Here is a 21,894-nt window from a genome sequence, read left to right as displayed (position 1 = left end):
CACCCGAGCGCCACGAGCGCGAGCGCCGCCGCGCCGAGCGCATAGCGGCGCGCGAGCGCACGGCCGGCCGCGCCCGGCGACGCATCGGCGCCCGGCAGCCGGCCCGCGGCATCGCGCAATGGAAACAGGAACAGCGCGAGACAGCCGACGGCCGCGCCGGTCGGCACGTCGATCGCGTGATGCTGGTAGGTGGTCAGCACCGACACGCCGATCGCCGCGAACCACACGTGCAGCACGCCGCGCGCGAGCGTGCCGCGCAGGTGCTTCGCATACACGGCCCACAGCACGACGAGCAACCCGATGTGCAGCGACGGCGCCTGGTTGAACGGCTTGTCGAAGCCCATCAGCAGCGTGAACAGCGCACCGGCCACGCCGCCCGCGTCGGGCCGCTCGAACCCGAAGCGCAGCGGCCACGCGATGAAGCACGCGACCGAGATCAGCTGCACGGTCAACAGCCGCTTCACGTGATCGAGCAGGTCGGCGCGGCGCGTCCAGAAAAAGAACGACAGCGCATACAGCAGGTCGATCGACCAGTACGGCACGATCGTCCACGGCACGAACGGGATCGCGTGCTCCCAGCCGAACGCGAAGGTGGGCACCGCCGCGCGGCGCGCGGCGAGCCAGTTCGCGAAGCCGTAGGTCGAGAAGAACACGGCCCCCATCACCGCGAGCCAGCCGAAGCGCAGCGCGAACGACGCGTCGCGCGCGCCGGCGCCGGCCGCCGGGGCCGGTTCGGCGAGGTCGCTCGCGCCGCCGCCGAGCGCGCTCATGACGCGTCGACCCGCTGCGCGAGGCTGACCGTGAAGATGCCCATTTCGTCGATCCGCTGGTCGAGCTTGCGGAAGCCCGCGCGCGCGACGAGCTCGTCCATCTCGGCCTGCGAGCGGCGGCGCATCACCCAGGTCGCTTCGCCGCGGTGATTGTTCAGCGCACGGGCGATGAACTCGAGCTGCGGATGCCACGGCTGCCCCGTATAGACGAGATAGCCGCCCGGCGGCACGGCCTGCGCGAGCCCGCGCAGCGAGCGCTCGATCAGCGCGTTCTCGCCGAACAGTTCGTAGAGGCCCGACACGATCGCGAGCGTCGGACGCGGCTCGAGGGTCGCGAGCGACGCCTCGTCGAACGCATCGCCGCGCTCGAAGCGCGCGATCGACTCGAGGCCGCGCTGCGCGATCAGCACGCGCCCGGCCTCGACGTTCGGCGGGCTGTAGTCGCGCAGCGTGATGTCGTCGGGCGCCGCGCCGTCGCGCTCGGCGGCCGACGCGATCGCGTCGAGCACGTAGCGCCCGTGCCCGGCCGCGATGTCGACGATCCGCACCGGTGCGCCGTGGCCGCGCAGGCGGCCGATCGCCGCGCCGATCAGTTCCTGCAGATGCACCTTGCGCTGGCGGATGCCGACCCAGCCCGGCGAATCGAGATAGGTGCGGTCGATCAGCGCGCCGACGCCGAGCCGCCCTTGCGCGCGGTTGCGGTACACGTAGTCGAGCGTCGAGCCCGAATCGAAGCCGAGCCGCAGCCCGAGCGCGATGCCGTCCGACAGCGCGCCGCCGGCCTTCAGGCCGGCGCGCGTGAGCGCCCAGTACGCCCGCGCGAACGCATTCGCGGGCGGCCGGCCGAGCGCCGCGTATTCGTCGTGGAACGCGCCGCGCCGGTCGGCGTCGGCGAGCGACACGCGCGGGCTCGGCGCATCGAATTCGCGCAGCACGAATGCACGCAGCGGGGCGAGCGCCTGCGCGCGGTCGCGTTCACCGAGCGTGTCGTGATAGAAGCCCGGCAGCACGATGCGCTCCTTGCGCGCGGCGCCGAGGCGTTCGAAGAAGCGATCCTGCGGGCCGCGATGCACGACCCAGTCGGCGCCGGAGATCAGCAGCTGCGTCGGCACGGTGATCGCGGCCGCGTCGGCGACGATCCGCTGCGCGGTGTCGTGCAGGTCGAGCAGCATGTTGACCGCGATCGGCCGTGTGATCAGCGGATCGGACGCATAGCTCGCGATCCGCTCGGGATCGTGCGTGAGGAATTTCGGCTTCACGTAGCTGTTCACGTAGAACAGCCCGCGCAGCTTGTGCATCAGCCGCAGGCCCGGCCGCGCGAACGGCACGTAGAGCTTGATGTGGAACGCCGGCGATGCGACGACGAGCGCGCGGATCGGCGGCGCGTAGTCGTGCGCCCAGGTGGCCGCGAGCACCGCGCCGACGCTCTGGCCGACCACCGCCATGTCCTCGATCGCGATGCCGTGCGTGTCGCGGACATGTTCGACGAAGGTCTGCAGGTCGCGCACCGACGCGGCCGCGCTCGGGCTGTAGCCGCGCGCGCCGGGCGAGCGGCCGTGGCCGCGCGCATCCCACGCGAAAAATGCGAAATCGGGCAGGTCGAGCTCGTCGACCAGGTGCGCGACGCGCGCCGAGTGTTCGTGGCCGCGGTGCAGCAACACGATGGCGCCGCGGCAGCGCGGGCCCGTGGCGGGCCAGTGACGATAGAACAGCGTTTCGCCGTCGTGCGTGATGAAGTCGGCCTCGCGGGCCATGCGTGCGCTCATGCGTTTCTCTCTCGTTTCGTTATTCGAATCTTGGTGCGCCGCCCTCCGGCGCCCGGTACCGCAACTGTGTTGACGACTGTTTCAACCGCTGCTTCAACTGCCCTTTCAACCGCCCTTTTCCGCGATGCCGGCCTGCACGCGCCGCACCACGGTCACGATCGACAGCACGATCAGCAGGCGCCACAGCCAGACGGCGACGCCGCCAACCGGAAAGCCGAGCCCGATCCACAGCGCGAACGCGCCGAGCGCGAGCGCGCGGTCGCTCTTGCCGAACGGGCCGTCGTAGCGGCGGCTCACGCCGACCAGCGGGCCGATCAGCCCCGCGCATTCGACGATCACCGCCGTCAGCGCGAACAGCCAGACGTCTGCCGGAGCGAACGCGGAAATCGCGAGAAACGGCAGCACCAGCGCGACATCGGACACGACGTCGCCGAGCTCGTTCAGGTAGGCGCCGAGCGTGCTCTTCTGGCCGTGCTCGCGCGCGAGCATCCCGTCGATCGCATTGAGCGCCATCCGTGCGAACAGCCACAGCGGGATCAGCAGGAACAGCGCGCGGGCAAACACGCCGAGGCCGGCGAGCGCGCCGACGACGATCGAGCCGCCGGCCGCGAACAGCGTGACCTGGTTGGCCGTCACGCCGCGCTCGGCGAGCGAGTTCGCGAACGGGCGCAGCGTGTTCTGGAATTTGGGTTTGAGTGCGTAGAGGCTCATCGTTTTAATTTGCGCGGCACAGTCGGATACATTTCCCGCCGCCATGCCCCGGGCGGCGAAACGGCCTTGGACGGCCTTCCATGGACGGCCCTAATCGTCGCCGAGCGGCCCCGATGCGTCAAGCGCGCGCCCGGCCCGCACGCGCGGCGCCAATCTGGCGTTTTTGACGGAAACTCGCGATAATCCGCTGGCCCGATCGCAGCGAGATCCATTCGAACTGCAAACGGGCGCTCGTGCAACAGCCGATTATCACGCCGCCGACCGGCGCATTCGCCGCGACGCAACAGCGTATGACGGCGACTCGTCCGATTATCGCGGACCTGCGACAGGCAGCCACGAATTTGAAAAAATTTAAACAAGGGCCGTCCGGCGCGCATCCTGCCGCGCCGGCATTCCGGGGTCCCGCCCGCCGCTCATGCGCAGCGGGCCATGCAGGCACGCAGGAGGCGCAGCGCCGATGAACATCCTCAACGTCTGGCAGCGCGATTTCCTGCTGTCCATCGTGCGGCTCGTCGCCGGTGCGTATCCGGTCTGGCATCAGGCGCCGCCGTCCCCGACGCAGAAGATCTACTTCTCGAACCACACGAGCCACATCGACACGCTCGCGATCCTCGCCGCGCTGCCGCGCAACGTGCGCGCGGTCGTGCGGCCGGTCGCCGCGCGCGACTACTGGGACAGCAGCGACATGAAGCGCCACATCGCGCAGAAGCTGCTGAACGTCGTGCTGATCGACCGCCACCGCGAATCCGGCGGCGATCCGCTCGACCCGGTGCGCGACGCGCTCAAGCAGGGCCATTCGATCATCATCTTCCCGGAAGGCACGCGCGGCGCCGAGATCCTGCCGCAGCCGTTCAAGAGCGGGCTGTTCCACCTCGCGACCGAGTTTCCGGACGTCGCGCTCGCGCCCGTCTATCTCGAGAACCTGCAGCGGATCATGCCGAAGGGCGCGATCTGGCCGGTGCCGCTGATCTGCAAGGTGCACTTCGGCGCGAACGAACAGCGCGGCGCCGACGAGGACAAGCCGACGTTCCTCGCCCGCATGCGCGACGCGGTCGTCGCGCTCGCGCCGCCGCAGCGGCCGGCCGGCTGAACGCGGCGCCCTCTTCTCCCTTTTCCGGATATCAATGATGCGAACCAATTTCTGGGAACTGGTCGCGGGCGTCACGGGCGTGCTCGTCGTCGCGACCGTGATCGGCGCGATCCTCGGCGCACGCAGCGGCGGCACCAGCGCGACCATCGTCAACCTGAACCAGCGCATCCGTGCGTGGTGGGCGATGATCGCGATCATGGCCATCGCGATCGGCCTCGGCAACAACATCACCTATCTCGTGTTCGCGGTGCTGTCCTACCTGACGCTGCGCGAATTCATCACGCTCACGCCCACCACGCCGAGCGACCACACGACGCTGTTCATCGCGTTCTTCGTCGCGATCCCCGTGCAATACCTGCTGCTCGGGATCAACTGGTACGGGATGTATTCGATCTTCGTGCCCGTGCACCTGTTCTTCGCGATGTCGCTCGTGTCGGCGCTCACGCAGGACACGCGCGACTTCCTGAGCCGCAACGCGAAGATCAACTGGGCGCTGATGGTGTGCGTGTACGGGCTGAGCCATGCGCCGGCCGTGCTGATCCTCGACATTCCGCACTACGCGGGGCAGAACGCGCTGCTGCTGTTCTTCTTCCTGTTCGTCGTGCAGATCAGCGACGTGCTGCAGTACGTGGTCGGCAAGCTGTTCGGCAAGCGCAAGATCGCGCCGCAGCTGTCGCCGTCGAAGACGATCGAGGGTTTCATCGGCGGCGGCCTGCTGGCCACGCTGTGCGGCGCCTCGCTGTATCGCGTGACGCCGTTCAGCTTCGGGTCGGCGTTCGGCATCTCGCTCGCGATCGTGATCGCGGGCTTCGTCGGCGGCCTCGTGCTGTCGGCCGTCAAGCGCTCGCTCGGCACCAAGGACTGGGGCTCGATGATCGCGGGCCACGGCGGGATGCTCGATCGCGTCGACTCGATCTGCTTCGCCGCGCCGGTGTTCTTCCACCTCGTGCGGTATCTGTACGTGTGATGCGCGGGCGGCGCCACGCCGCCCGTTCCTGCGCGCGATGGATCAGTACCCTTCGCGCAATGCCTTCGGCACGACGTAGCGGCCACGCGCCGCGTCGAACTTCACCGTATGGCGCGCGCGGATCGTCTTGTCGCCGCGCGTGCCCGTTTCCGTGACCGTCAACGGATAGACGTCGCCGGCGCCGGTCAGGTCCGGCGCGATCTCGAAGCGGCGTTCCTCGCAGCGCGCCCGCGCGTGCGCACATTCGGTCGACTCCGCGTTGTCGAGGGCCTCGTCGATGCGCGCCGCCGCCAGCACCAGTGCATTGCCGACCGGCAGCCAGATCGCGCGGAAGCGTTGCGAATAGCCTTGCCGCGTGTCGCTTTCGCCGATGACGAACCCGAACAGATGCGGCCCGAGCCGCTCGATACGCACCGTGCCCGGCTCGCCGCGCCCGCCCGACGCGATCTCCGTTTTCTTCATGACCGGCTCGAGCGTCTTGCCGTCCGCCGCCGGTTTCAGCACGTACAGGTCGATCGTGCCGGTCGTCGCGTCCGTATCCATGCCCGGCATCCCGTTCTGCACGGCCGCCTCGGTCTCGCCGCACATCGCGAGCAACGTGCGCGGGCCCTCCGCGGTCGCGACGCGCAGCGAGCCGCACGGCGAATAGACAAGATCGCCGCCGTCCGCCTGCCAGCCCTTGCGGTCCGCGCGCCAGTTGCCATAGCTGTCGTGGATGAACGTGCGCAGCAGGCGGTCGGCCACCGCCGGCTCGATCGCGTGCGCCGCAGCCGGCAACGTCAACGCCGGCACCGCACACGCAGCGGACAGCGCCAGACGTCGCACCAGGGGATGAATGGATGAAATCATGTCGGCGTCGCCAGGAATGAGAAACAGTGCGGGAAGCAAACGGCCAGCGGCATCACGGCATCAACGCGGTTGCGCGACCGGCTCGGGATCGAACGCCGCCAGCCCCGGCCACGCCGCCGCCCCCCATGCACCGCCACCCGGTGCGAGCCAGCCTTGCAGCGTCGCGTCGTCGAACGCCTTGCCGAACGGGTCGGCGCGAAATCCCGCCACCCACTGCCTGCGGCCCGCGATGTACGCGTGGCCGAAATCCGTCCAGCTGTCGAAACAGTCCTGGGCGCGCTGCGCGTTGAGCAACACCACGCGCCAGGCGGTGTCCGGCTCGGTCCAGCCCATCAGCATCGCCACGCGCGCGAGGAACGCCATCCGCGCACAGGCGAACGCGAGCGCCGCACGCGGGTCGTCGGTCGGCCGCAGCGCATGCAGGTCGGCGCGAAACCACTGCGTCTCGAGCACGCGCGCCAGGTGCGCGCGCGCATCGTCGTCCGTCGCGTCGGTGCGCAACTCCATCTGGTGCAGCATCTGGGCACGCAAGAACTTGCGCGACGTGTCGTTCAGGTGGCTCGTGTCCGCATCGTCGAAACCCGAGAATCCCGTCGCTTCCACGTACGGGTGCGCGAGCAGCAGCGCCCAGTGCTTGCGGGCCGGCAACGCCGAATAGCGCCCACCGCGCCGGCGGAAGTAGCGCACGATGCGCCACAGCACGAACAGGGCAACGATCAACTTGAATATCATGGTCTTCGCCCCGTCATTGCGCGGCACCGACGCCACGCGGCGCGTCGTAGCCGGGCCAGCGCACGCCCTCGGTGGCAAAGGCAGGCTGCGCGTCGTCCGGCCGTGCGGACGGCACCGCCGGCGCCAGCGTCGCGCGCACCGCGTAACGCACCGAACCGGCACGCGGCGGCCGCGCGTGCAGCAGTTCAGGCTGCCGCGCGGCGACCAGCCACTCGACGGTCGGCGTCGGCTCGGCGAGCCGTCCGAACAATTGCGGATGGCGCGCGACGAGCCGTGCTTGCGACGCGGCATCCGTCACGTCCTCGATCCTGCACCACCCCGACGGCGTATGGACGACACCGAGCGCGATGCAGTCGGGCGGCGTGCGATCCGTCGTCCCCAGCGCATTCAGGCAGGCCAGCACGTCGTCGACGTAGCGCTCGACCGGCGGCCGGTTCTGCTTGCCCTTGACCTGATCGACGTCGAGGCTGCCGTCCGCATGCACCGCGACGCTGATCGTGATGTGCGGCTGGCCGCCCGCATCCCGAAAGCTCAGCAACCGCAGCGTGCGCGCCTCGATCGCTTCCGCATAGCGCCCGCCGTAGCCGCCCGTCAGCGCTTGCCGGTCGGCGAACTGGCCGAGGCAATGGCGCATCACGTAACTCTCGAACGCCATTTCGGCGCGCAGCAGCGCGCTGTCGGGCAGGAATTCGACAAAGCGCCCGTTGGCGGTTTCGCACCACGTGCGCAGCGCATCGGGCTGGCTCTCGCGCCAGCCCCGCGCGATCCGGTCCGCCATCTCCGCATGCTCGCGTTCCCACATCGCGAGCGCCTGCGGGCAATTGACACGGTCGAGCTTGCCCTCGAGCCCGGTGCCCTTGCGCGATTCGAGAAACTCGACGAGCGTGGTTTCAAGTGCGAGAAGGTGCGGATCGGCCGGGTCGACCCAGACGACGGGGGCCTGCCTGCCGGCGTCGCCCTCGCCGATCGTCTTCGCGCCGGGCCCGAAGCGCCGCGCGACCCACGCCGGCGGCGCAGCCTGGCCGAGCGCCTGCCGCGCCTCGTCGAGCGACCCGATCGTGCGCGCGGGCTCGAAGTTGGCGACGACATGCCGGTAGAAATGATTGAGCAGCCACGCGCGCACCGCGTCGGCATCGCCCCGCGCGGTGCTGCGCGCGGCGATCGCCGCTTTCAGCGCATCGGCGTTCAGCGCGTTGCGCGGCGCGTAGCCGGGCCGCCGATCGACGGCCGTCATTGCCAGAACTTCCACCAGCGCTTGTTCGGCGCGGCGGTCGCTGAATCCGGCGAGGCCGGCGCATCGGCCTCGCGGATCCGTCGCTCGATCACGTCCTCCATCAGGTCGAGCGGTTCCGCAGCGTGCCGGTTGCCGGCAAGCACACGCTCGTAGAAATACTTCGCATCCGACCGGCGGCCCAGTTCGTATGCCGCGTCGGCAGCCCGGAGCAGGACATCCAGATCGTGCGACGCATCGGCCTGCCCGCGCGCGGCGTCGTACAGCGCCGACGCCTGATCCGGATGCGATGCCGCCATGTGGGAGGCGAACACGAAGCGGGCGATCAGCGCCTCGTCGGGCAGGCTGCCGTCGACCTGATCGTGTTCCCGCTGCCAGCCGACGAGGCGTTCGAGCCAGATCGGCAATTCGTTGCAACGATCGAGGCGATACAGCGCGCGCACCACGTCGCGCACGTACCAGTTCGGGTCATGCCGGCTGAAACCGTATTCGGCGGCGTAATGCCAAAGCTGCTCGGCGGCCTCGACCATCTCGTCGTCCTTGCCCTGGCAGGCGAGCACGTAGCGGACACCGGAGTAATGCTCGGCAAACGAGCTCGCCGCAATCCCGTTGCGATGCAGGACCAGCGCCTCGTCGTAACGGTCCTCGTCGCGGTAGAGAATCGCAAGGTTGTTGCACAGCATCGAATACAGGTGCGCACAAGAATCGTACGGGTGCCCTTTGCCGGTCTCGAAGAAGCGCTCCATGCACGCACGGCCCTGCTCGTACGCGGCGATCCGCAGGCGCTGAAGGTCGGCGCGCACCGGCGCCCGTTCCGCGGCCGGCAGTGCCTCGATCGCCTCCTCGACCCGGTCCTCGATCCAGCCCGAGAATGCGTAGCTCCACAAGCCGCTGCGCAGCGACGGCGGCGGCAGTCTCAGCGCGGCGGCGACCCCCAGCGCGCGTATGCGCGCCTCGGTCAGCGTGAACGCGGTGCGGTTGTCGTGCATCTCGCCTTCCTGCGCGGCCGCGAACAGGCGCGCGGCCTGGGTCGTCGCATCGATGCGGCCGGTTTCGCCATCGTAGACCGCCGCGAGCCGCGCGATCCACGGATGGCCGGGCGCGCGCCGCAGCGCGACCTCGCGCGCGGCGTCGGCGACCGCGTAGCGCAACGCATCGCCCTCGAGCGAGCCGAGCGCGGCAAAGATCTCGCCGTGCGTCGGCGAACGCGCGGCCAGCGCGTCGGGCTGTTCCGCGCCGAGTTCGACGAGCCGCTCGAGCGTCGGCGCGAAACCGGCTGCGCGCATCGCGCACAGCGGCCACCAGACCGATGTGTCGGCCGGCTCGGCGAGGCGTGCGTGGATGATCTGCCCCACCCGGTCGAGCATGCTGCTTTCGAGCTGGTACACGTGGAAGAACGCGCGGCGCCCCGCGTCGTCGAAGCGGCCCGCCTCGAGCAGCCACGGCAGTTCGTATTCGATGAAGTCGTCGCCGCCGTCCGACTCGAGGCTGTGACTCGCCATCTCGCACCGGGCGAGCGCGCCGTCGAGATCGCCTTGCGCGTGTGCCGCCCGCGCGGCAAGCCGCGCCAGCCTCACCTCGGCCTCGCGGCGCGGCGGCAGTGCCCAGTCGGCGATGCGCGACTCGACGGCCCGGCGAATCGTGTCGAACTGCAGCGGCGCAATCTCGATCATCGCCCGGCCGATCCGCAGCCAGTCATCGGCGTCGATGTCCTGGTCCGCGCCTGCCGCCGCGATGGCCGCCACCGCGGCCTCGGCCGCCGCCCGCGCGTCGTCGTCCCGGCCAAGCCGCCGCAAGGCCCACGCACGCAGGCATTGCCGGTTCGCTTCGTCCCAGGCGCGAAACGTGGCGCGGTCGGCCAGCGCGCCATTCAATGCGTGACGCAGTTCGATCGCGTCGAGCGCGTGCTCCGCGTGGTCGTATTCCAGCGTATCGAGAATGCGGGCGCGGACGAAGCGATCGGCATCGAGCGTCGGCGACGTGCGCACGACGTCATGCATCTCACCGATCGCGTGGGTGACGGCGTCGTTCTCGCCCAGGTGCCGGGCGATCTGCAACCGGTACAGCGCGAGTTGCATGCGGATGTCGGGCCGCGCGTCGGGCGGCGCCGTGTCGTGCACGCCTGCGCCGTCGTCGTCGAGCACGGCGCGTGCAGCGGCCGGATCGCCGGCGTGCATCCAGAGCGTGTGCAGGCGCTCGATCGCGTCGAGCGAATCGGCACGCAACGGCTGGGCCCGCAGTCTTGCCGCAAGGTCGCTCTCGCGGCTCGAGTCGCTTTCTTCGAGATCGGCTTCGAGCCGGTTCATCAGCGTGTCGAGCGACTGGCCCGTCAAAGGCATCGTTGTCATATCGTTATGAGTCTTGGTCTTGGTATAGGCACTGGAGGTCAACGGCTGCCCCCTCTCGGAATCGCGATAGCTTATCAGGAGACGGAGGCGGTGCGCGGCCTCGCCATTCGCGTCGTCCGGCGTTACGATCTCGTTCTTCATTCCCCGATCCGGTCGATGCGCATGGCGCGACGGCGCGATGCGTCCCGACCGGTCCCGCCCGACCCGGAACACGCATGAACCTCACGTTGCAGGACGTCGCCTGGCACCGCTCGGTCGGGCGGCTCATCGAGTCGCTCGACCAGCCGGGCTTCTGGCTGGCGCTGATCCGGCTGATCGAGGAATACGTCGCGGTCGACAGCTGGGTCGCGCTGACGTTCGGCGACGGCCGCCCGCAGGTGTTCGCCGAATGCCCGTACGAAGGCGGCGGCCCGGACCCGCTGTTCCGCGACTACGTGCAGGGCCTGTACCAGCTCGACCCGTTCTACATCGCGAACCGCGACGCGCCGAAGAGCGGCCTGTTCCGGCTGTCCGACGTCGCGCCCGAATGCTTCCGCGATACCGAGTACTACACGCTCTATTTCACGCACAACGTCGTCGAGGACGAGGTGCAGTACAACGTCGTGCTCGACGATGCGCGCACGCTGTGCCTGTCGCTCGGCAGCAAGCGGCGCTTCAGCCCCGAGCAGGTAGCGCTGCTCGACCTGATCCGGCCGTGGGTGGCCGGGCTGATGCGGCAGCGGCTCGCGTTCGAGCCGGCCGCCGTCGAAGCCACGGTGCCGCCGCGGGCCGGCCCCCGTGCGCAGGACGGCTTCGAGCGCGCCATGGCGCGGCTCGGCACGCCGCTCACCGCGCGCGAACTCGACGTGATCCGGCTGATCCTGAGCGGGCGCTCGAACAAGGAAGTCGCGAACAAGCTGGCGATATCCGCCGAAACGGTCAAGGTCCATCGCCGCAACATCTACGGGAAGCTCGCCATCAACTCGCAATCGGAGCTGTTCTCGCTGTTCCTGAACGCGCAAGCCGGCACCTGACGCGCATCGCGGGCCGCGCGTGCCGGTGCTCGCCGGCACCGGCGGCGTCACAGATCAATACCCCCGAAGGGTTAACGCGCCGGCGGGATGGGAAATCCGCCGCTTCGGCGCATACTGGGGCCTCCTTACCCACCCTTCCGGCGCCACCGGCGACGGGCCCCTGCTACCGAAATCGCCATGAAACTGAAGCTCGATATCGTCCAGCTCGCCGGTCGCGACGGCGACACGCCCTACAACCTGCAACGCACGCTCGACGCGATCGCAACCTGCGCACCGGGCACCGACATCGTGATGTTTCCGGAAGCGCAGCTCACCGGCTTCCTCGATCCGTCGAATCTCGCGGAATGCGCCGAGCCGCTCGACGGCCCGAGCGTCGGCGCCGTCATGGCAGCCGCACGCGCCCGCGATGTGGCGGTCGTGGTCGGACTGATCGAGAACGACGGCGGCCGCTTCTACAACACGACCGTCTTCGTCACGCCGGACGGCATCGCGCTGCGCTACCGCAAGACGCATCTGTGGGTGAGCGAGCACGGCGTCGTGCTGCCCGGCGACCGTTTCGCGACGATCGAATGGCGCGGCGTGCGGATTGGCCTGCTGATCTGCTACGACAACGAATTCCCCGAAACCGGCCGCGCGCTCGCCGCGCTCGGTGCCGAGCTGATCCTCATCACCGACGGCAACATGGAGCCGTACCGCCCCGTCCACCGCACGTCGGCGACGGCGCGGGCGATGGAGAACCAGGTGTTCGCGGTGGTCGCCAACCGCGTCGGCGGCAGCACGCACGACATCGTGTTCGCGGGCGGCAGCCTCGCGGCCGATCCGTTCGGTAACCTGATCTTCGAGGCCGGCAATACCGAATCGCGTCACGCGGTCGAACTCGATTTCGACCAGCTCGCCGCGTCGCGCGCGGTCTACGACTATCGCCGCGATCAGCGCCTGCACATCGCCGGCGAACGCATCGAGCACGCCAACGGCCTGCGCGAACTGCTGATTCCGTAAGCGCTGGCCCGCCTCCGGCGGCGACATCCGTTACGCCGGGGCGGGCACCTCGATCGCCAGCAGCGCCGAACTGACCGACTTGCCGTGCGCGTCGAGCGCGAGCGAGCGCGTGACGCCGCCGCCGAGCGCATCGCGCAGCACGAAATTGAATGCGCCGAGCGCCGGCAGTTCATAGCGCACGACGTCGCCGTGCACGATGCCCGCGAGCCACGCCTTCACGGCGTCGGCATCCAGATGCGTGCGCAGGTGATCGTAATGACGCGGATCGTGGCAGATCACCGACACGTTCAGCGTATTGCCCTTGTCACCGGTGCGCGCATGCGCGAGTTCACGCAGTTGCATCATGCCTCCACGAATGAAAACGACGGCGTCACGGCCGCGCGCGGCAGCAGCACCGACTGCACCGCGATCACCTCGCGCGTCGACTTGAACGCGCCGCCGCCGCCGGCCGGCCCGTTCGTATAGAGCGTCTCGACTTCGTTGCCGATGCGCGCCGCTTCCGCGGCGCTCGCCGCACGGCCGGCCACCCGCACGCGCACCTCGGCCGGCTCGCCGCGCACGGCCGGCGTCGCGTCGCCATACAGCGCATCGACACCGATCAGGTCGAAGCGCAACTCGGTCGCGGCGACGCCGGTCATCGCCAACCGCTCGCGAACGATCTCGAGCGCGAGACGCGCACGTTCGAGCGCACCCGGGCCGCCGTACGACATCTGGCCTTCACCGATCCAGCCGTCGACGTAAGCCACCGAACCCTTCAGCGTATCGGGCCGCGCGGCGCCGCGCCCGCCCGTCACGCGCACGCGATCGGTCGTCTCCTCGGCAACGGTGACCTGCGTGAAATCCGCGACGACATCGGGCTGCAGATACCGCGCCGGATCGTGAATCTCGTAGAGCAGCTGTTCCTTGCAGGTCGCCGCGCTCACGCGGCCGCCCGCGTGCGGCACCTTGGTGATCACGAGCGTGCCGTCGGCCGCGACTTCGCCGATCGGAAACCCGAGCCGCGCGAGGTTCGGCACGTCCTTGTAGCCGGGATCGGCGAAATAGCCGCCCGTCACCTGCCCCGCGCATTCGAGCAGGTGGCCGACGACCGTCGCGGCGCCAAGCGTGTCCCAGTCGTCCATCCGCCAGCCGAACGCGTGAATCAGCGGCGCGGCGAACAGCGACGGATCGGCGACGCGCCCGGTCAGCACGACGTCGGCGCCGGCCGCGAGCGCATCGACGATCGGCGCGGCGCCGAGGTACGCGTTCGCGGACACGATGCGGTCGCGATAGGCGGCGACGTCGTCGCCCGATTCCTCGAAGCGGAATGCGCCGCGCAGCACGACGTCGAGCACGTCGTCGCCTTCGACCGCCGCGACCTTCAGCTTCGTGAAACCCAGCGATTGCGCGATTTGCGCGGTGCGCCGCGCGGCCGCACGCGGATTCGCCGCGCCCATGTTCGACACGATGCGCACGCCCTTCGGCACGGCGACCGGCAGCACCGCCTGCATCCGCGCGTCGAGCAGCGGGTCGTAGCCGAGTGCGGGGTCCTGGCGCCGCGCCTGCTGCGCGATCGCGATCGTGCGCTCGGCCAGGCATTCGAAGACGAGATAGTCGAGCTGCCCGTGTTCGGCCAGTTCGACCGCGGGCTCGATCCGGTCGCCCGAGTAGCCGGCGCCCGCGCCGATGCGCACGCGCCGTTCAGGTTGCTTTGCTGTCATGTCCGTACCGTCGTCCGGCGGCGGTCACCGCCGGGAAAGATCAAAAGATGCCAAGCACGACGCACGCGATCGTCATCACGATCGAGGCGCCGAACAGCAGCGGGAACGTGAATTTCTGGTGCTCGGCCAGCTCGATGCCGCACAGGCCGACGACGAGGAAGGTCGCGGGCGTCAGCGGGCTGACCGGGAAGCCGGTCGTCATCTGGCCGAGCAACGCCGCCTGCCCGACCTGCACGGCCGGCACGCCGAGCTGGCCGGCCACTTCCGCGATCACGGGCAGCACGCCGAAGTAGAACGAATCGGGATCGAACAGCATGCTGAGCGGCATCGACGCGAGGCCGAGCACCACCGGGATGTGGCCGGCCATCGACGGCGGCACGAAGCCGACCGCCGCCTGCGCCATCGCCTTCAGCATTCCGCTGCCCTGCATGATCCCCGTGAACACGCCGGCCGCGAGCAGGATGCCGGCCATCATCAGCGCGGCGCGCGCATGCGCGTCGATGCGCTTTCTCTGCATGTCGACGTCCGGGTAGTTCACCATCAGCGCGATGCACAGCCCGACCATGAACATGATCGCGGGCGGGATCTTCTCGCCCATCACGACCATCGTGCCGAGCACGACGAGCGTCAGCACCAGGTTGAACCAGAACAGGTGCGGCCGGCGCAGCGCCTGCTCGTCGGGCGTCAGCGCGCGCTTCGGCAGCGGAATCGACGCGTCGTCGCGCGACAGGCCGAGCCGCTTCTCCTCGCGCCGCCCGAGCCAGTACGCGACGCCGAACACGAACACGAGCCCGATCGCCTGCACCGGGATCAGCGGATTGAACAGCGCCGACACCGGCAGGTGCAGCGACGCCGACGCGCGGATCATCGGCCCCGTCCACGGCAGGAAGTTGATGCCCGCGGCCATCGACACCGCGGCGGCGAGCACGCGCCGGTCCATCTTCAGCCGGTCGTACAGCGGCAGCACGGCCGGAATCGTCACGAGGAAGCAGACGGCGCCCGAGCCGTCGAGGTGAATCAGCAGCGCGAGCAGCGTCGTCCCCATCACGATGCGCGTGGGCCGCGTGCCGACCGCGCGCAGGATGCGGTCGATGATCGGGTCGAGCGTGCCGGCGTCGGTGATCGTCCCGAAATAGAGGATCGCGAACACGAACATCCCGACGACGGGCGCGAGCCCCTTCAGCCCGTCGATGACGAACTTGCTGGTGTGCAGCCCGAAGCCGCCGATCAGCGACGCGGCGATCGGCACGATGATCAGCGCGACGAGCGGCGACATCCGCTTCGACAGAATCGCGGCCAGCAGCACGACGATCGTGCCCAGCCCGAGTAACGGCAGCATCCGTGTCTCCTACCTTGTCTTTTGTTGGAGACGAGCGTAAGGTCGGCGCAGCGATAGCACAATTGAAATGATTTGATCGCAGCAATCACGAACCGTTATGGATCTGAATCTTCGCGACATTCGCGCGTTCGTCACCGTCGCGCAGGCCGGCAACTTCACCCGTGCGGCCGCGCGCCTGCACCTGTCGCAGCCGGCGCTGACCGTGCAGATCCGCCGGCTCGAGGAGATCGTCGGCGCGCGCCTGTTTGACCGCAACAGCCGCAGCGTCGCACTCACGCAGACCGGGCGCGAGCTGCTGCCGCTGCTGCAACGCTCGCTCGACGACATGGAGCGCGTGCTGCGCGACGCGCGCGCACTCGGCGAAGGCACGAGCGGCACGGTGCGGCTCGCGTGCCTGCCGACCTTCGCGTCCAGCGTGCTGCCCGAGCTGATCCAGTCGTTCCGGCGCGAGGTGCCGCTTGCGGGCTTCGAGATCCGCGACGGCGTCGCGAGCCTCGTCACCGCGCTCGTGCGCAACGAGGAAGCCGATCTCGGATTGACGGGCGGCGACACCTTCGATGCGTCGCTGGAGGTGCTGTATGCGGGCGCCGACCGGCTCGTCGCCGTGTGCCCGAAGGATCATCCGCTCGCGCGCAAGCGCCGCTTGACCACTGCAGACGTCGCAGCCGTGCCGCTCGTGCTCACCGCACGAGGCACGAGCGTGCGCAGCGTCGTCGATGCCGCGCTGGACGCGGCCGGCTGCACGCCCGCCATCGCGTGCGAGCCGACCTACATGATGACGGCCGTCGCGATGGTGCGCGGCGGCCTCGGCGTGACGATCCTGCCGGCAACCGCGCGCGAGGTGCGCGCCGAGCCCGAGCTGGTCGCGAAGCCGATCGACGACCCTGCGTTCATGCGGCCGATCGCGCTCGTCACGAAGCGCGGCCGCACGCTGCCGCGCGTCGCGCAGGCGTTCGCCGAAGCCATGCTGATGGAATTGAACAAGCGCGCATGAACCGCGCGCCCGGATCGGTGCTTACTTCGCGTCCGGATCGACGTGCAGCGATTCGCCGATCGCGTAGAAATTGCCGCCCGCGATGTAGTGCAGGCTGCGCAGCGCCGGATCGGCCGATTCGAAATACCAGTGGCCGTCGCGGAACACGCGCGTGTCGGACCACGCCGCGACCACCTCGCCGATGAACAGGTCGTAGGTCTGCTGGTTGTGCGGCTCCGGAACCAGCTTGCACGCGAGCCAGCCCGAACAGCCGGCGACGAACGGCAGGTCGTGGCCTTCGACGTCGAACAGCGTGACGCCCGCTTCGCGCAGCTTGTCGGGGCGCTCCGCGAGACTGTGGCTGCCGACCGCATGCGTGAGGCGAAGCTGCGCGGCCGTCGGCACCTGGATCACGAACGTACCGCTGCGCTCGACGAGCTCGCGCGTCTTCGCGGTCTTGTCGAGCACGACCGTCAGCTTCGGCGGCAGGAAATCCAGCGCGCACGCCCACGCGGCGGCCATCACGTTGTCGACGCCAGCGTGGCGGGCCGACACGAGCACGGTCGGGCCGTGGTTGAGGAGACGGTAGGCCTTCTTCAGCTCCACCGGAGCGATGTGACTGTCCATACGGGTTCCTTGGAGAACGGCTCGCACGGACAGATGCCGTGCGGCACGACGCCGGCCGGTGCGCAGGCGCACAACCGGGCCGGAGGCCGCATTCTCGCACCCAATGTCGATCGGCGCTGACCGCGCCGCCGGTCACTTCGCGAACAACTGGCCGATGTCGCGGAACGCCTTGAATTCGAGCGCGTTGCCGCACGGATCGAACAGGAACATCGTCGCCTGTTCGCCGACCTGCCCCTGGAACCGCACATACGGCTCGATCACGAAGGTCACGCCGAACGACTTCAGCCGCTCGGCCAGCGCTTCCCAGCTCGGCCAGTCGAGCACGATTCCGAAATGCGGCACCGGCACGTCGTGACCGTCCACTGCGTTCGTATGCGCGCCTTCCTGCGACGCGGTCTTCGGATGCTCGTGAATCACGAGCTGGTGCCCGTAGAAGTCGAAGTCGACCCACTGCGCGCTCGAGCGCCCTTCTGCCAGCCCGAACACACGGCCGTAGAAATCGCGCGCGGCCGGCAGGTCATAGACGGGAATCGCCAGGTGAAACGGGGAAAGACTCATGATGGCCTCGTGATGGAACGCTCGCGTGGCGCGAGGACGGCACCATGGTAGTCAAGGTCAAGCAGAAATTAAATCAATATATAGTTGCGTCATTCACAAACGAAATTGATCAATGATCCGCGAACTGAAAACCCTCGTCGCCGTCGCCCGGGAAGGCACGTTCGCCGCGGCCGGCAACCGTATCGGGCTCACGCAGGCGGCCGTGAGCGCGCAGATGCAGCGGCTCGAAGCCGAACTCGGCTTCGCGCTGTTCGACCGGCAAGGCCGCTCGGCACGGCTCAACGAGATGGGTCATCACGTGCTCGACCAGGCGCAGGCGCTGATCGGCCTGTACGAGAACCTGAGCTCGACGTCGCCCGGCTCGCCGGCCGCCGTGCGCGTGACGATCGGCGCGATCGCGTCGGTGCAGAGCGCGCTGCTGCCGGCCGCGCTCGCCGATTTCCATCGCCGCCATCCCGCGTGCCGCACGCGCGTGATCCCGGGGCTGTCGATCGAGCTGGTCAACCGGGTCGATGCGGGCGAGATCGACATGGCCGCGATCATCCGGCCGCCGTTTTCGCTGCAGAGCGACCTGCACTGGACGACCCTCGTGCAGGAACCGTTCCGGCTGATCGTGCCGCGCAGCGTGAAGGGCAAGGACTGGGCCGAGCTGCTCGCGCGCGAGCCGTTCGTGCGCTACGACCGCGCGTCGTTCGGCGGCCGCCAGGTCGACCGCTTCCTGAGGAAGATGCATATCGCGGTGCGTGACACGTGTGAGCTCGACGAGCTCGACGCGATCGTCAAGCTGGTCGAGAACGGCGTCGGCGTCGCGATCGTCCCGCAGACCGCCGTGTATCGCCGCTGGCCGGCCGGCGTACGCGCGATCGACCTCGGGCATCACACGTTCCACCGCGACATCGGGCTCGTGCATCGCGCGCGGCGCACGATGTCGGAGCCGGCGCAGAAGCTCGCGCAACTGATCGAAGCGGCGGCACGGCAGCCGGCCTAGCGCCGGCGTTGCCGATCAGCGCCGCCCGGCCGCCCAGTCGACGGCCGCGTCGAACAGCGCGACACCGGCCGGCGACAGGTTCACGAACGTGTCGTTGTCGAGGAAGAACATCACGCGACGCGCGGGCGCGAGCGCTTCGTAATCCATCGTCGCGCCCTTCTCGTACGCGAAGATCGCGGCCTTGTCGGGCTGGCCGTACACGGTCGCGATCGTGATCGCGCCGAGCCCCGGCTTGCCCCAGCTCATCGGCGCCTGCTTGCCGTACACGTTGGTCGCGCCGGCCGGCAGCCCGGCCGCGATCGGGTGCGGCGCATTGACGAGCCACAGGTAGCGCTCCTTGCCCGTTTCGCCGAAGTCGACGTCGTGGCGCTTGCCCGTCATCGCGAAATCGTCGAGCAGGTCGTTTTCCCAGGTCACGAGCGGCTTGTCGAGCGTGCGCCAGCCGGGTCGCACGTTCTTCGACGACACCGTCGACGAAATCACGACCAGGTCGGCATCGCGCGCCGCGTCGGGCGTCGACGACTCGTCGATCAGGCGCACCGCGTAGCCGCGTTCGCCGAGATGCTGGCTGATGCGTTCGTCAACCTTCAGGTTCGGCCCGCGCAGCTGCACGAGCATCGCGACGCGCGTAGCGGCCTGCGACGCATCGGCCGCCAACGCGGGCGCGGCCACCGCCGCGCCGAGGCCCAGGCCCGCGCCGATCGCGAGCACCGAGCCCGCGATCGCACGCAAGGCACGACGCCGCGCGCTCGCGGCCACGGCGCGCACGGCGCCGGTCTTCATGTTCCGGTTCATCTGGATCTTCTCCGAAGCCGCGCGCCGCCGTGACGGCCGCGCGGTAATTGCGTGGTCAGAACTGCAGCGTGGTGAGCAGCGACACCTGCCGCGCATCGCCGATCGCGACGAAGTAACGGTTCGCGCTCGACGGGTAGTACGTGCGATTGAAGAGGTTCTTCACGTTGAGCTGGAACGACAGCTTCTGCTTGCCGATCCGCGTGTCGTACGTGGCGAACGCGTCGGCGAGCACGTACGACGGCAGCGTGAAGCTGTTCGCCGAATCGCCAGGCCGCGCGCCGACGTAGCGCATGTCCGCGCCGATGCGCAGGTCGTCGCCGCCGGCCACCGTGCCGAAGTCGTAGACGGCCGCGAGCGACGCGGTGTGACGCGCGACGTTCCACAGCTGGTTGCCCGCGTACAGCGGATCTTCAGTCGTCTTCGCGTCGATGTACGCGTAGCTCGCGATCACGTTCACGCGCTCGCCGATCTTGCCCGACACGTCGAGCTCGATCCCGCGCGAACGCGCCTTGCCCGACGTGCGCCAGTCGGTCAGCTTGGTCGCGTCGTTGTACTGCGACACGAGCACGTTCTTCTTGTCGATGTTGAAGAGCGCGAGCGTGCCCGTCATCCCGCCCGGCAGGTCGAGCTTGCCGCCCACTTCCCACGCGGTCGCTTCCTCGGGCGGCGTCGCGCCGTCGATGATGTAGCCCGTCATCGGCGCGATCGACGACGACGGCTTCAGCGATTGCGAATAGCTGCCGTACAGCGAGAACGTGTCGGTCCACTTGTAGACGACACCCGCGCGCGGCAGCCACTTCGAACCGCTGAGATCGGTGTTCGCGACGAACGGCCGGCCGCGCCCCGCGACCTGGTTGTACGTGATGTAGCGCAACCCGCCCGACACGATCCACTTGTCGGTCAGGTGGATCGTGTCCTGCACGAACGCCGACGCATCGTGCAGCGTGTCGGTCTGGTCGCTGTCGCTCGCGGACACCGTGCTCGACGGCGGCAGCAGCCCGTAGACGGGATCGATATAGCTGAACGGCGTCTTCACCGCCTGCCGCAGCATGTCCTTGCGGTAGATGCGCCGGTATTCGGTATCGAAGCCGACCTGCACGTCGTGCTGCATCCCGCCCAGCATCAGCTTGCCGTTCACGTAGCCGATCCCGTAGCTGTCGGTGCTGAGCGAGCCGTGCGTCGCGTCGTTGCTGCGCGTCATCGTGCCCTTCACCGGATCGACACCGGTCGTGCGCAACTGGTTCGCGTCGTAGGTCTCGCGGTTGTAGCTGTAGCCGAAATGCGCGCTCCAGTCCGCGTTGAACTGGTGATCGACGCTCACCTGCGCGAGGTGCGATTCGCCGTCCATGTTGTTGAACGGCTCGTCGATGCGCCGCCGCGCGGGAATGTCGAGCGGCGCATTGGTGCGCGGGTCGAGCGCGGTGCCGCGATCGAACGGCGAATGGAATTTCCGGTACTGGTAGGACACCGCGACCTGCGTATCGCGGCCGTACCACGCGAGCGACGGCGCGACGAAGGTCTGCCGGTATTCGCCGAAGTTGCGCCAGTACTGCTCGTTCGACTGGTCGACGATCAGCCGGTACGCGAGCCGCGAGTCGCCGACCGGCCCGGTCGAATCGAAGGTCGCGCTGCCGCCGTTCTTGCCGTGCCCGAACGTCGACGCGCCGAGCGAGATCGCGTTGTAGCGCTTGAGCTGCGGCTGCTTGGTGACGACGTTGACCACGCCGCCCGGGTCCATCAGCCCGTACAGCAGCGACGTCGGCCCCTTCAGCACCTCGACGCTGTCGACCGCCGCGTTGAACGCGCGCCCCTGCACGAGCGGCATCCCGTTCTGCATGATCGAGCCGTCGCGGTTGCCGCCGAAGCCGCGCTTCATGATCGTGTCCTGCGTGCCCGCGAGCGTGTTGCCCTGCGTGATGCCGCTGACATTGCCGAGCGCATCGTCCAGGTTGCGCGGCCGCTGGTCGCGCAGCACCTGCGCGGGCACGATGTTGACGGCCTGCGCGGTGTCGAGCAGCGGGATCTCGGAACGCAGCACGCCCGCTTCCTTCGGCGCGCGATAGCTTTCGGCGCGCAGCGCGCGGGTGCGCACATTGATCGCGGGCAACTCGGCGCCCGCCGCGACGCCGGCCGCCGCGGGCCGTGCGACCGAACCGTCCGCGCGCTTCAGTGTGTAACCGCCGCCCGATTGGCGCAACGCGACGAGCCCGGTGCCCGCGAGCAGGCGGTCGAGCGCGCCGTCGACATCGAAGCGCCCCTGCACGCCGCCGCTCGTCAGGCCGGCGGTCAGCTCGGCCGGAAACGCGAGCAGGATCCCCGCGTCGCGGCCGAACCGGTTCAGCGCCGCTTCGAGCGGCCCGGCCGGAATGTCGAACGCACGGCGCGCCGCGCGCTGCACGGCCGGCGCCGCATCGGTGTCAGTGTCGGCCAGCGCGGGA

20 protein-coding genes are annotated in these 21,894 nt (G+C 69.1%); 6 read left to right on the top strand and 14 right to left on the bottom strand.

The genetic code is table 11. The features are described from left to right. From G3N98_RS29525 to G3N98_RS29515, 3 genes are all read right to left on the bottom strand, one after another. Positions 1-770 (bottom strand): phosphatase PAP2 family protein (locus tag G3N98_RS29525; protein WP_206150147.1); only part of this gene is annotated, 770 nt, incomplete at its 3' end. After that, entirely contained in the window at positions 767-2,536 is a 1,770-nt protein-coding gene (locus tag G3N98_RS29520) for a bifunctional alpha/beta hydrolase/class I SAM-dependent methyltransferase (protein WP_206150145.1), read from the bottom strand. The genes G3N98_RS29525 and G3N98_RS29520, both read right to left, overlap by 4 nt. A gap of 105 nt (positions 2,537-2,641) precedes the next feature. Continuing rightward, positions 2,642-3,247 (bottom strand): CDP-alcohol phosphatidyltransferase family protein, encoded by a 606-nt coding sequence (locus G3N98_RS29515; protein WP_089425120.1) that lies wholly within the window; start codon positions 3,245-3,247, stop codon positions 2,642-2,644. A gap of 457 nt (positions 3,248-3,704) precedes the next feature. On the opposite strand from G3N98_RS29515, the gene G3N98_RS29510 reads away from it, so the two are divergent. Together G3N98_RS29510 and G3N98_RS29505 are read left to right on the top strand one after the other, a co-directional pair. After that, complete coding sequence (locus G3N98_RS29510) at positions 3,705-4,337, top strand: lysophospholipid acyltransferase family protein (RefSeq protein ID WP_071334306.1); 633 nt, start codon at positions 3,705-3,707, stop codon at positions 4,335-4,337. A 37-nt stretch (positions 4,338-4,374) separates the two neighbouring features. Next, on the top strand, positions 4,375-5,304 hold the full coding sequence (locus G3N98_RS29505; protein ID WP_206150143.1) for a phosphatidate cytidylyltransferase: 930 nt from the start codon (positions 4,375-4,377) through the stop codon (positions 5,302-5,304). 42 nt (positions 5,305-5,346) lie between these two features. Here the strand turns inward: G3N98_RS29505 and G3N98_RS29500 are convergent, their stop codons facing one another. From G3N98_RS29500 to G3N98_RS29485, 4 genes are read right to left on the bottom strand one after another with little or no spacing between them, the layout of a single operon-like run. Next, entirely contained in the window at positions 5,347-6,153 is an 807-nt protein-coding gene (locus G3N98_RS29500; protein WP_206150141.1) for a topoisomerase IV, read from the bottom strand. Between the two features lie 60 nt (positions 6,154-6,213). Then, the gene (locus tag G3N98_RS29495) at positions 6,214-6,885 is read right to left on the bottom strand and encodes a DUF1266 domain-containing protein (RefSeq protein WP_206150139.1); all 672 of its coding nucleotides are present in this window, start codon (positions 6,883-6,885) and stop codon (positions 6,214-6,216) included. 13 nt (positions 6,886-6,898) lie between these two features. Continuing rightward, complete coding sequence (locus G3N98_RS29490) at positions 6,899-8,119, bottom strand: hypothetical protein (RefSeq protein WP_206150138.1); 1,221 nt, start codon at positions 8,117-8,119, stop codon at positions 6,899-6,901. Next, complete coding sequence (locus G3N98_RS29485; RefSeq protein ID WP_206150137.1) at positions 8,116-10,455, bottom strand: hypothetical protein; 2,340 nt, start codon at positions 10,453-10,455, stop codon at positions 8,116-8,118. Before G3N98_RS29485 ends, G3N98_RS29490 begins: the two co-directional genes overlap by 4 nt. A gap of 224 nt (positions 10,456-10,679) precedes the next feature. On the opposite strand from G3N98_RS29485, the gene G3N98_RS29480 reads away from it, so the two are divergent. Together G3N98_RS29480 and G3N98_RS29475 are read left to right on the top strand one after the other, a co-directional pair. Then, entirely contained in the window at positions 10,680-11,477 is a 798-nt protein-coding gene (locus G3N98_RS29480; RefSeq protein ID WP_206150136.1) for a LuxR C-terminal-related transcriptional regulator, read from the top strand. A 177-nt stretch (positions 11,478-11,654) separates the two neighbouring features. Further along, complete coding sequence (locus tag G3N98_RS29475) at positions 11,655-12,476, top strand: carbon-nitrogen hydrolase family protein (protein WP_206150135.1); 822 nt, start codon at positions 11,655-11,657, stop codon at positions 12,474-12,476. Positions 12,477-12,506: 30 nt separating this feature from the next. On the opposite strand, the gene G3N98_RS29470 is transcribed toward G3N98_RS29475, so the two are convergent. From G3N98_RS29470 to G3N98_RS29460, 3 genes are read right to left on the bottom strand one after another with little or no spacing between them, the layout of a single operon-like run. Further along, a complete protein-coding gene (locus G3N98_RS29470; protein WP_089425890.1) occupies positions 12,507-12,818 on the bottom strand; it encodes a hypothetical protein in 312 nt (103 codons plus the stop codon). Next, a complete protein-coding gene (locus G3N98_RS29465) occupies positions 12,818-14,176 on the bottom strand; it encodes an acyclic terpene utilization AtuA family protein (RefSeq protein ID WP_206150134.1) in 1,359 nt (452 codons plus the stop codon). Before G3N98_RS29465 ends, G3N98_RS29470 begins: the two co-directional genes overlap by 1 nt. Positions 14,177-14,216: 40 nt before the next feature. Then, positions 14,217-15,515 (bottom strand): citrate:proton symporter, encoded by a 1,299-nt coding sequence (locus G3N98_RS29460; protein WP_175237305.1) that lies wholly within the window; start codon positions 15,513-15,515, stop codon positions 14,217-14,219. 97 nt (positions 15,516-15,612) lie between these two features. Here G3N98_RS29460 and G3N98_RS29455 point away from each other — a divergent pair, with 97 nt between their 5' ends. Then, entirely contained in the window at positions 15,613-16,509 is an 897-nt protein-coding gene (locus G3N98_RS29455; RefSeq protein WP_206150133.1) for a LysR family transcriptional regulator, read from the top strand. Between the two features lie 21 nt (positions 16,510-16,530). Here the strand turns inward: G3N98_RS29455 and G3N98_RS29450 are convergent, their stop codons facing one another. Together G3N98_RS29450 and G3N98_RS29445 are read right to left on the bottom strand one after the other, a co-directional pair. After that, positions 16,531-17,115 (bottom strand): flavin reductase family protein, encoded by a 585-nt coding sequence (locus G3N98_RS29450; RefSeq protein ID WP_206150131.1) that lies wholly within the window; start codon positions 17,113-17,115, stop codon positions 16,531-16,533. A gap of 132 nt (positions 17,116-17,247) precedes the next feature. Continuing rightward, positions 17,248-17,673, bottom strand: a complete 426-nt coding sequence (locus tag G3N98_RS29445; RefSeq protein ID WP_011351673.1) for a VOC family protein — start codon at positions 17,671-17,673, stop codon at positions 17,248-17,250. Between the two features lie 112 nt (positions 17,674-17,785). Here G3N98_RS29445 and G3N98_RS29440 point away from each other — a divergent pair, with 112 nt between their 5' ends. Beyond that, positions 17,786-18,661, top strand: a complete 876-nt coding sequence (locus G3N98_RS29440) for a LysR family transcriptional regulator (protein WP_206150130.1) — start codon at positions 17,786-17,788, stop codon at positions 18,659-18,661. Positions 18,662-18,676: 15 nt separating this feature from the next. Here the strand turns inward: G3N98_RS29440 and G3N98_RS29435 are convergent, their stop codons facing one another. Next, positions 18,677-19,456 carry a hypothetical protein gene (locus G3N98_RS29435; RefSeq protein ID WP_089494616.1) on the bottom strand — a complete coding sequence of 260 codons (780 nt, stop codon included), beginning with the start codon at positions 19,454-19,456 and terminating at the stop codon, positions 18,677-18,679. A gap of 55 nt (positions 19,457-19,511) precedes the next feature. Then, positions 19,512-21,894, bottom strand: a 2,383-nt coding sequence (locus G3N98_RS29430; protein WP_241026137.1) for a TonB-dependent receptor, incomplete at its 5' end; no start/stop codon positions are given.

It is taken from the genome of Burkholderia sp. Tr-20390 (assembly GCF_017104595.1).
Lineage (GTDB): Bacteria > Pseudomonadota > Gammaproteobacteria > Burkholderiales > Burkholderiaceae > Burkholderia.
Note: the sequence above shows the minus strand (reverse complement) of the source record. Positions and strands in the feature narration are given on the sequence as shown.

Bases quoted from the DNA above. Each gene is read 5' to 3' on its own strand.
- G3N98_RS29475 (WP_206150135.1), top strand. From the start codon at position 11,655: ATGAAACTGAAGCTCGATATCGTCCAGCTCGCCGGTCGCGACGGCGAC.
- G3N98_RS29490 (WP_206150138.1), bottom strand. From the start codon at position 8,119: ATGACGGCCGTCGATCGGCGGCCCGGCTACGCGCCGCGCAACGCGCTG.
- G3N98_RS29520 (WP_206150145.1), bottom strand. From the start codon at position 2,536: ATGAGCGCACGCATGGCCCGCGAGGCCGACTTCATCACGCACGACGGC.
- G3N98_RS29500 (WP_206150141.1), bottom strand. From the start codon at position 6,153: ATGATTTCATCCATTCATCCCCTGGTGCGACGTCTGGCGCTGTCCGCT.
- G3N98_RS29495 (WP_206150139.1), bottom strand. From the start codon at position 6,885: ATGATATTCAAGTTGATCGTTGCCCTGTTCGTGCTGTGGCGCATCGTG.
- G3N98_RS29460 (WP_175237305.1), bottom strand. From the start codon at position 15,515: ATGCTGCCGTTACTCGGGCTGGGCACGATCGTCGTGCTGCTGGCCGCG.
- G3N98_RS29515 (WP_089425120.1), bottom strand. From the start codon at position 3,247: ATGAGCCTCTACGCACTCAAACCCAAATTCCAGAACACGCTGCGCCCG.
- G3N98_RS29435 (WP_089494616.1), bottom strand. From the start codon at position 19,456: ATGAACCGGAACATGAAGACCGGCGCCGTGCGCGCCGTGGCCGCGAGC.
- G3N98_RS29445 (WP_011351673.1), bottom strand. From the start codon at position 17,673: ATGAGTCTTTCCCCGTTTCACCTGGCGATTCCCGTCTATGACCTGCCG.
- G3N98_RS29470 (WP_089425890.1), bottom strand. From the start codon at position 12,818: ATGCAACTGCGTGAACTCGCGCATGCGCGCACCGGTGACAAGGGCAAT.
- G3N98_RS29510 (WP_071334306.1), top strand. From the start codon at position 3,705: ATGAACATCCTCAACGTCTGGCAGCGCGATTTCCTGCTGTCCATCGTG.
- G3N98_RS29485 (WP_206150137.1), bottom strand. From the start codon at position 10,455: ATGCCTTTGACGGGCCAGTCGCTCGACACGCTGATGAACCGGCTCGAA.
- G3N98_RS29465 (WP_206150134.1), bottom strand. From the start codon at position 14,176: ATGACAGCAAAGCAACCTGAACGGCGCGTGCGCATCGGCGCGGGCGCC.
- G3N98_RS29455 (WP_206150133.1), top strand. From the start codon at position 15,613: ATGGATCTGAATCTTCGCGACATTCGCGCGTTCGTCACCGTCGCGCAG.
- G3N98_RS29440 (WP_206150130.1), top strand. From the start codon at position 17,786: ATGATCCGCGAACTGAAAACCCTCGTCGCCGTCGCCCGGGAAGGCACG.
- G3N98_RS29505 (WP_206150143.1), top strand. From the start codon at position 4,375: ATGCGAACCAATTTCTGGGAACTGGTCGCGGGCGTCACGGGCGTGCTC.
- G3N98_RS29480 (WP_206150136.1), top strand. From the start codon at position 10,680: ATGAACCTCACGTTGCAGGACGTCGCCTGGCACCGCTCGGTCGGGCGG.
- G3N98_RS29450 (WP_206150131.1), bottom strand. From the start codon at position 17,115: ATGGACAGTCACATCGCTCCGGTGGAGCTGAAGAAGGCCTACCGTCTC.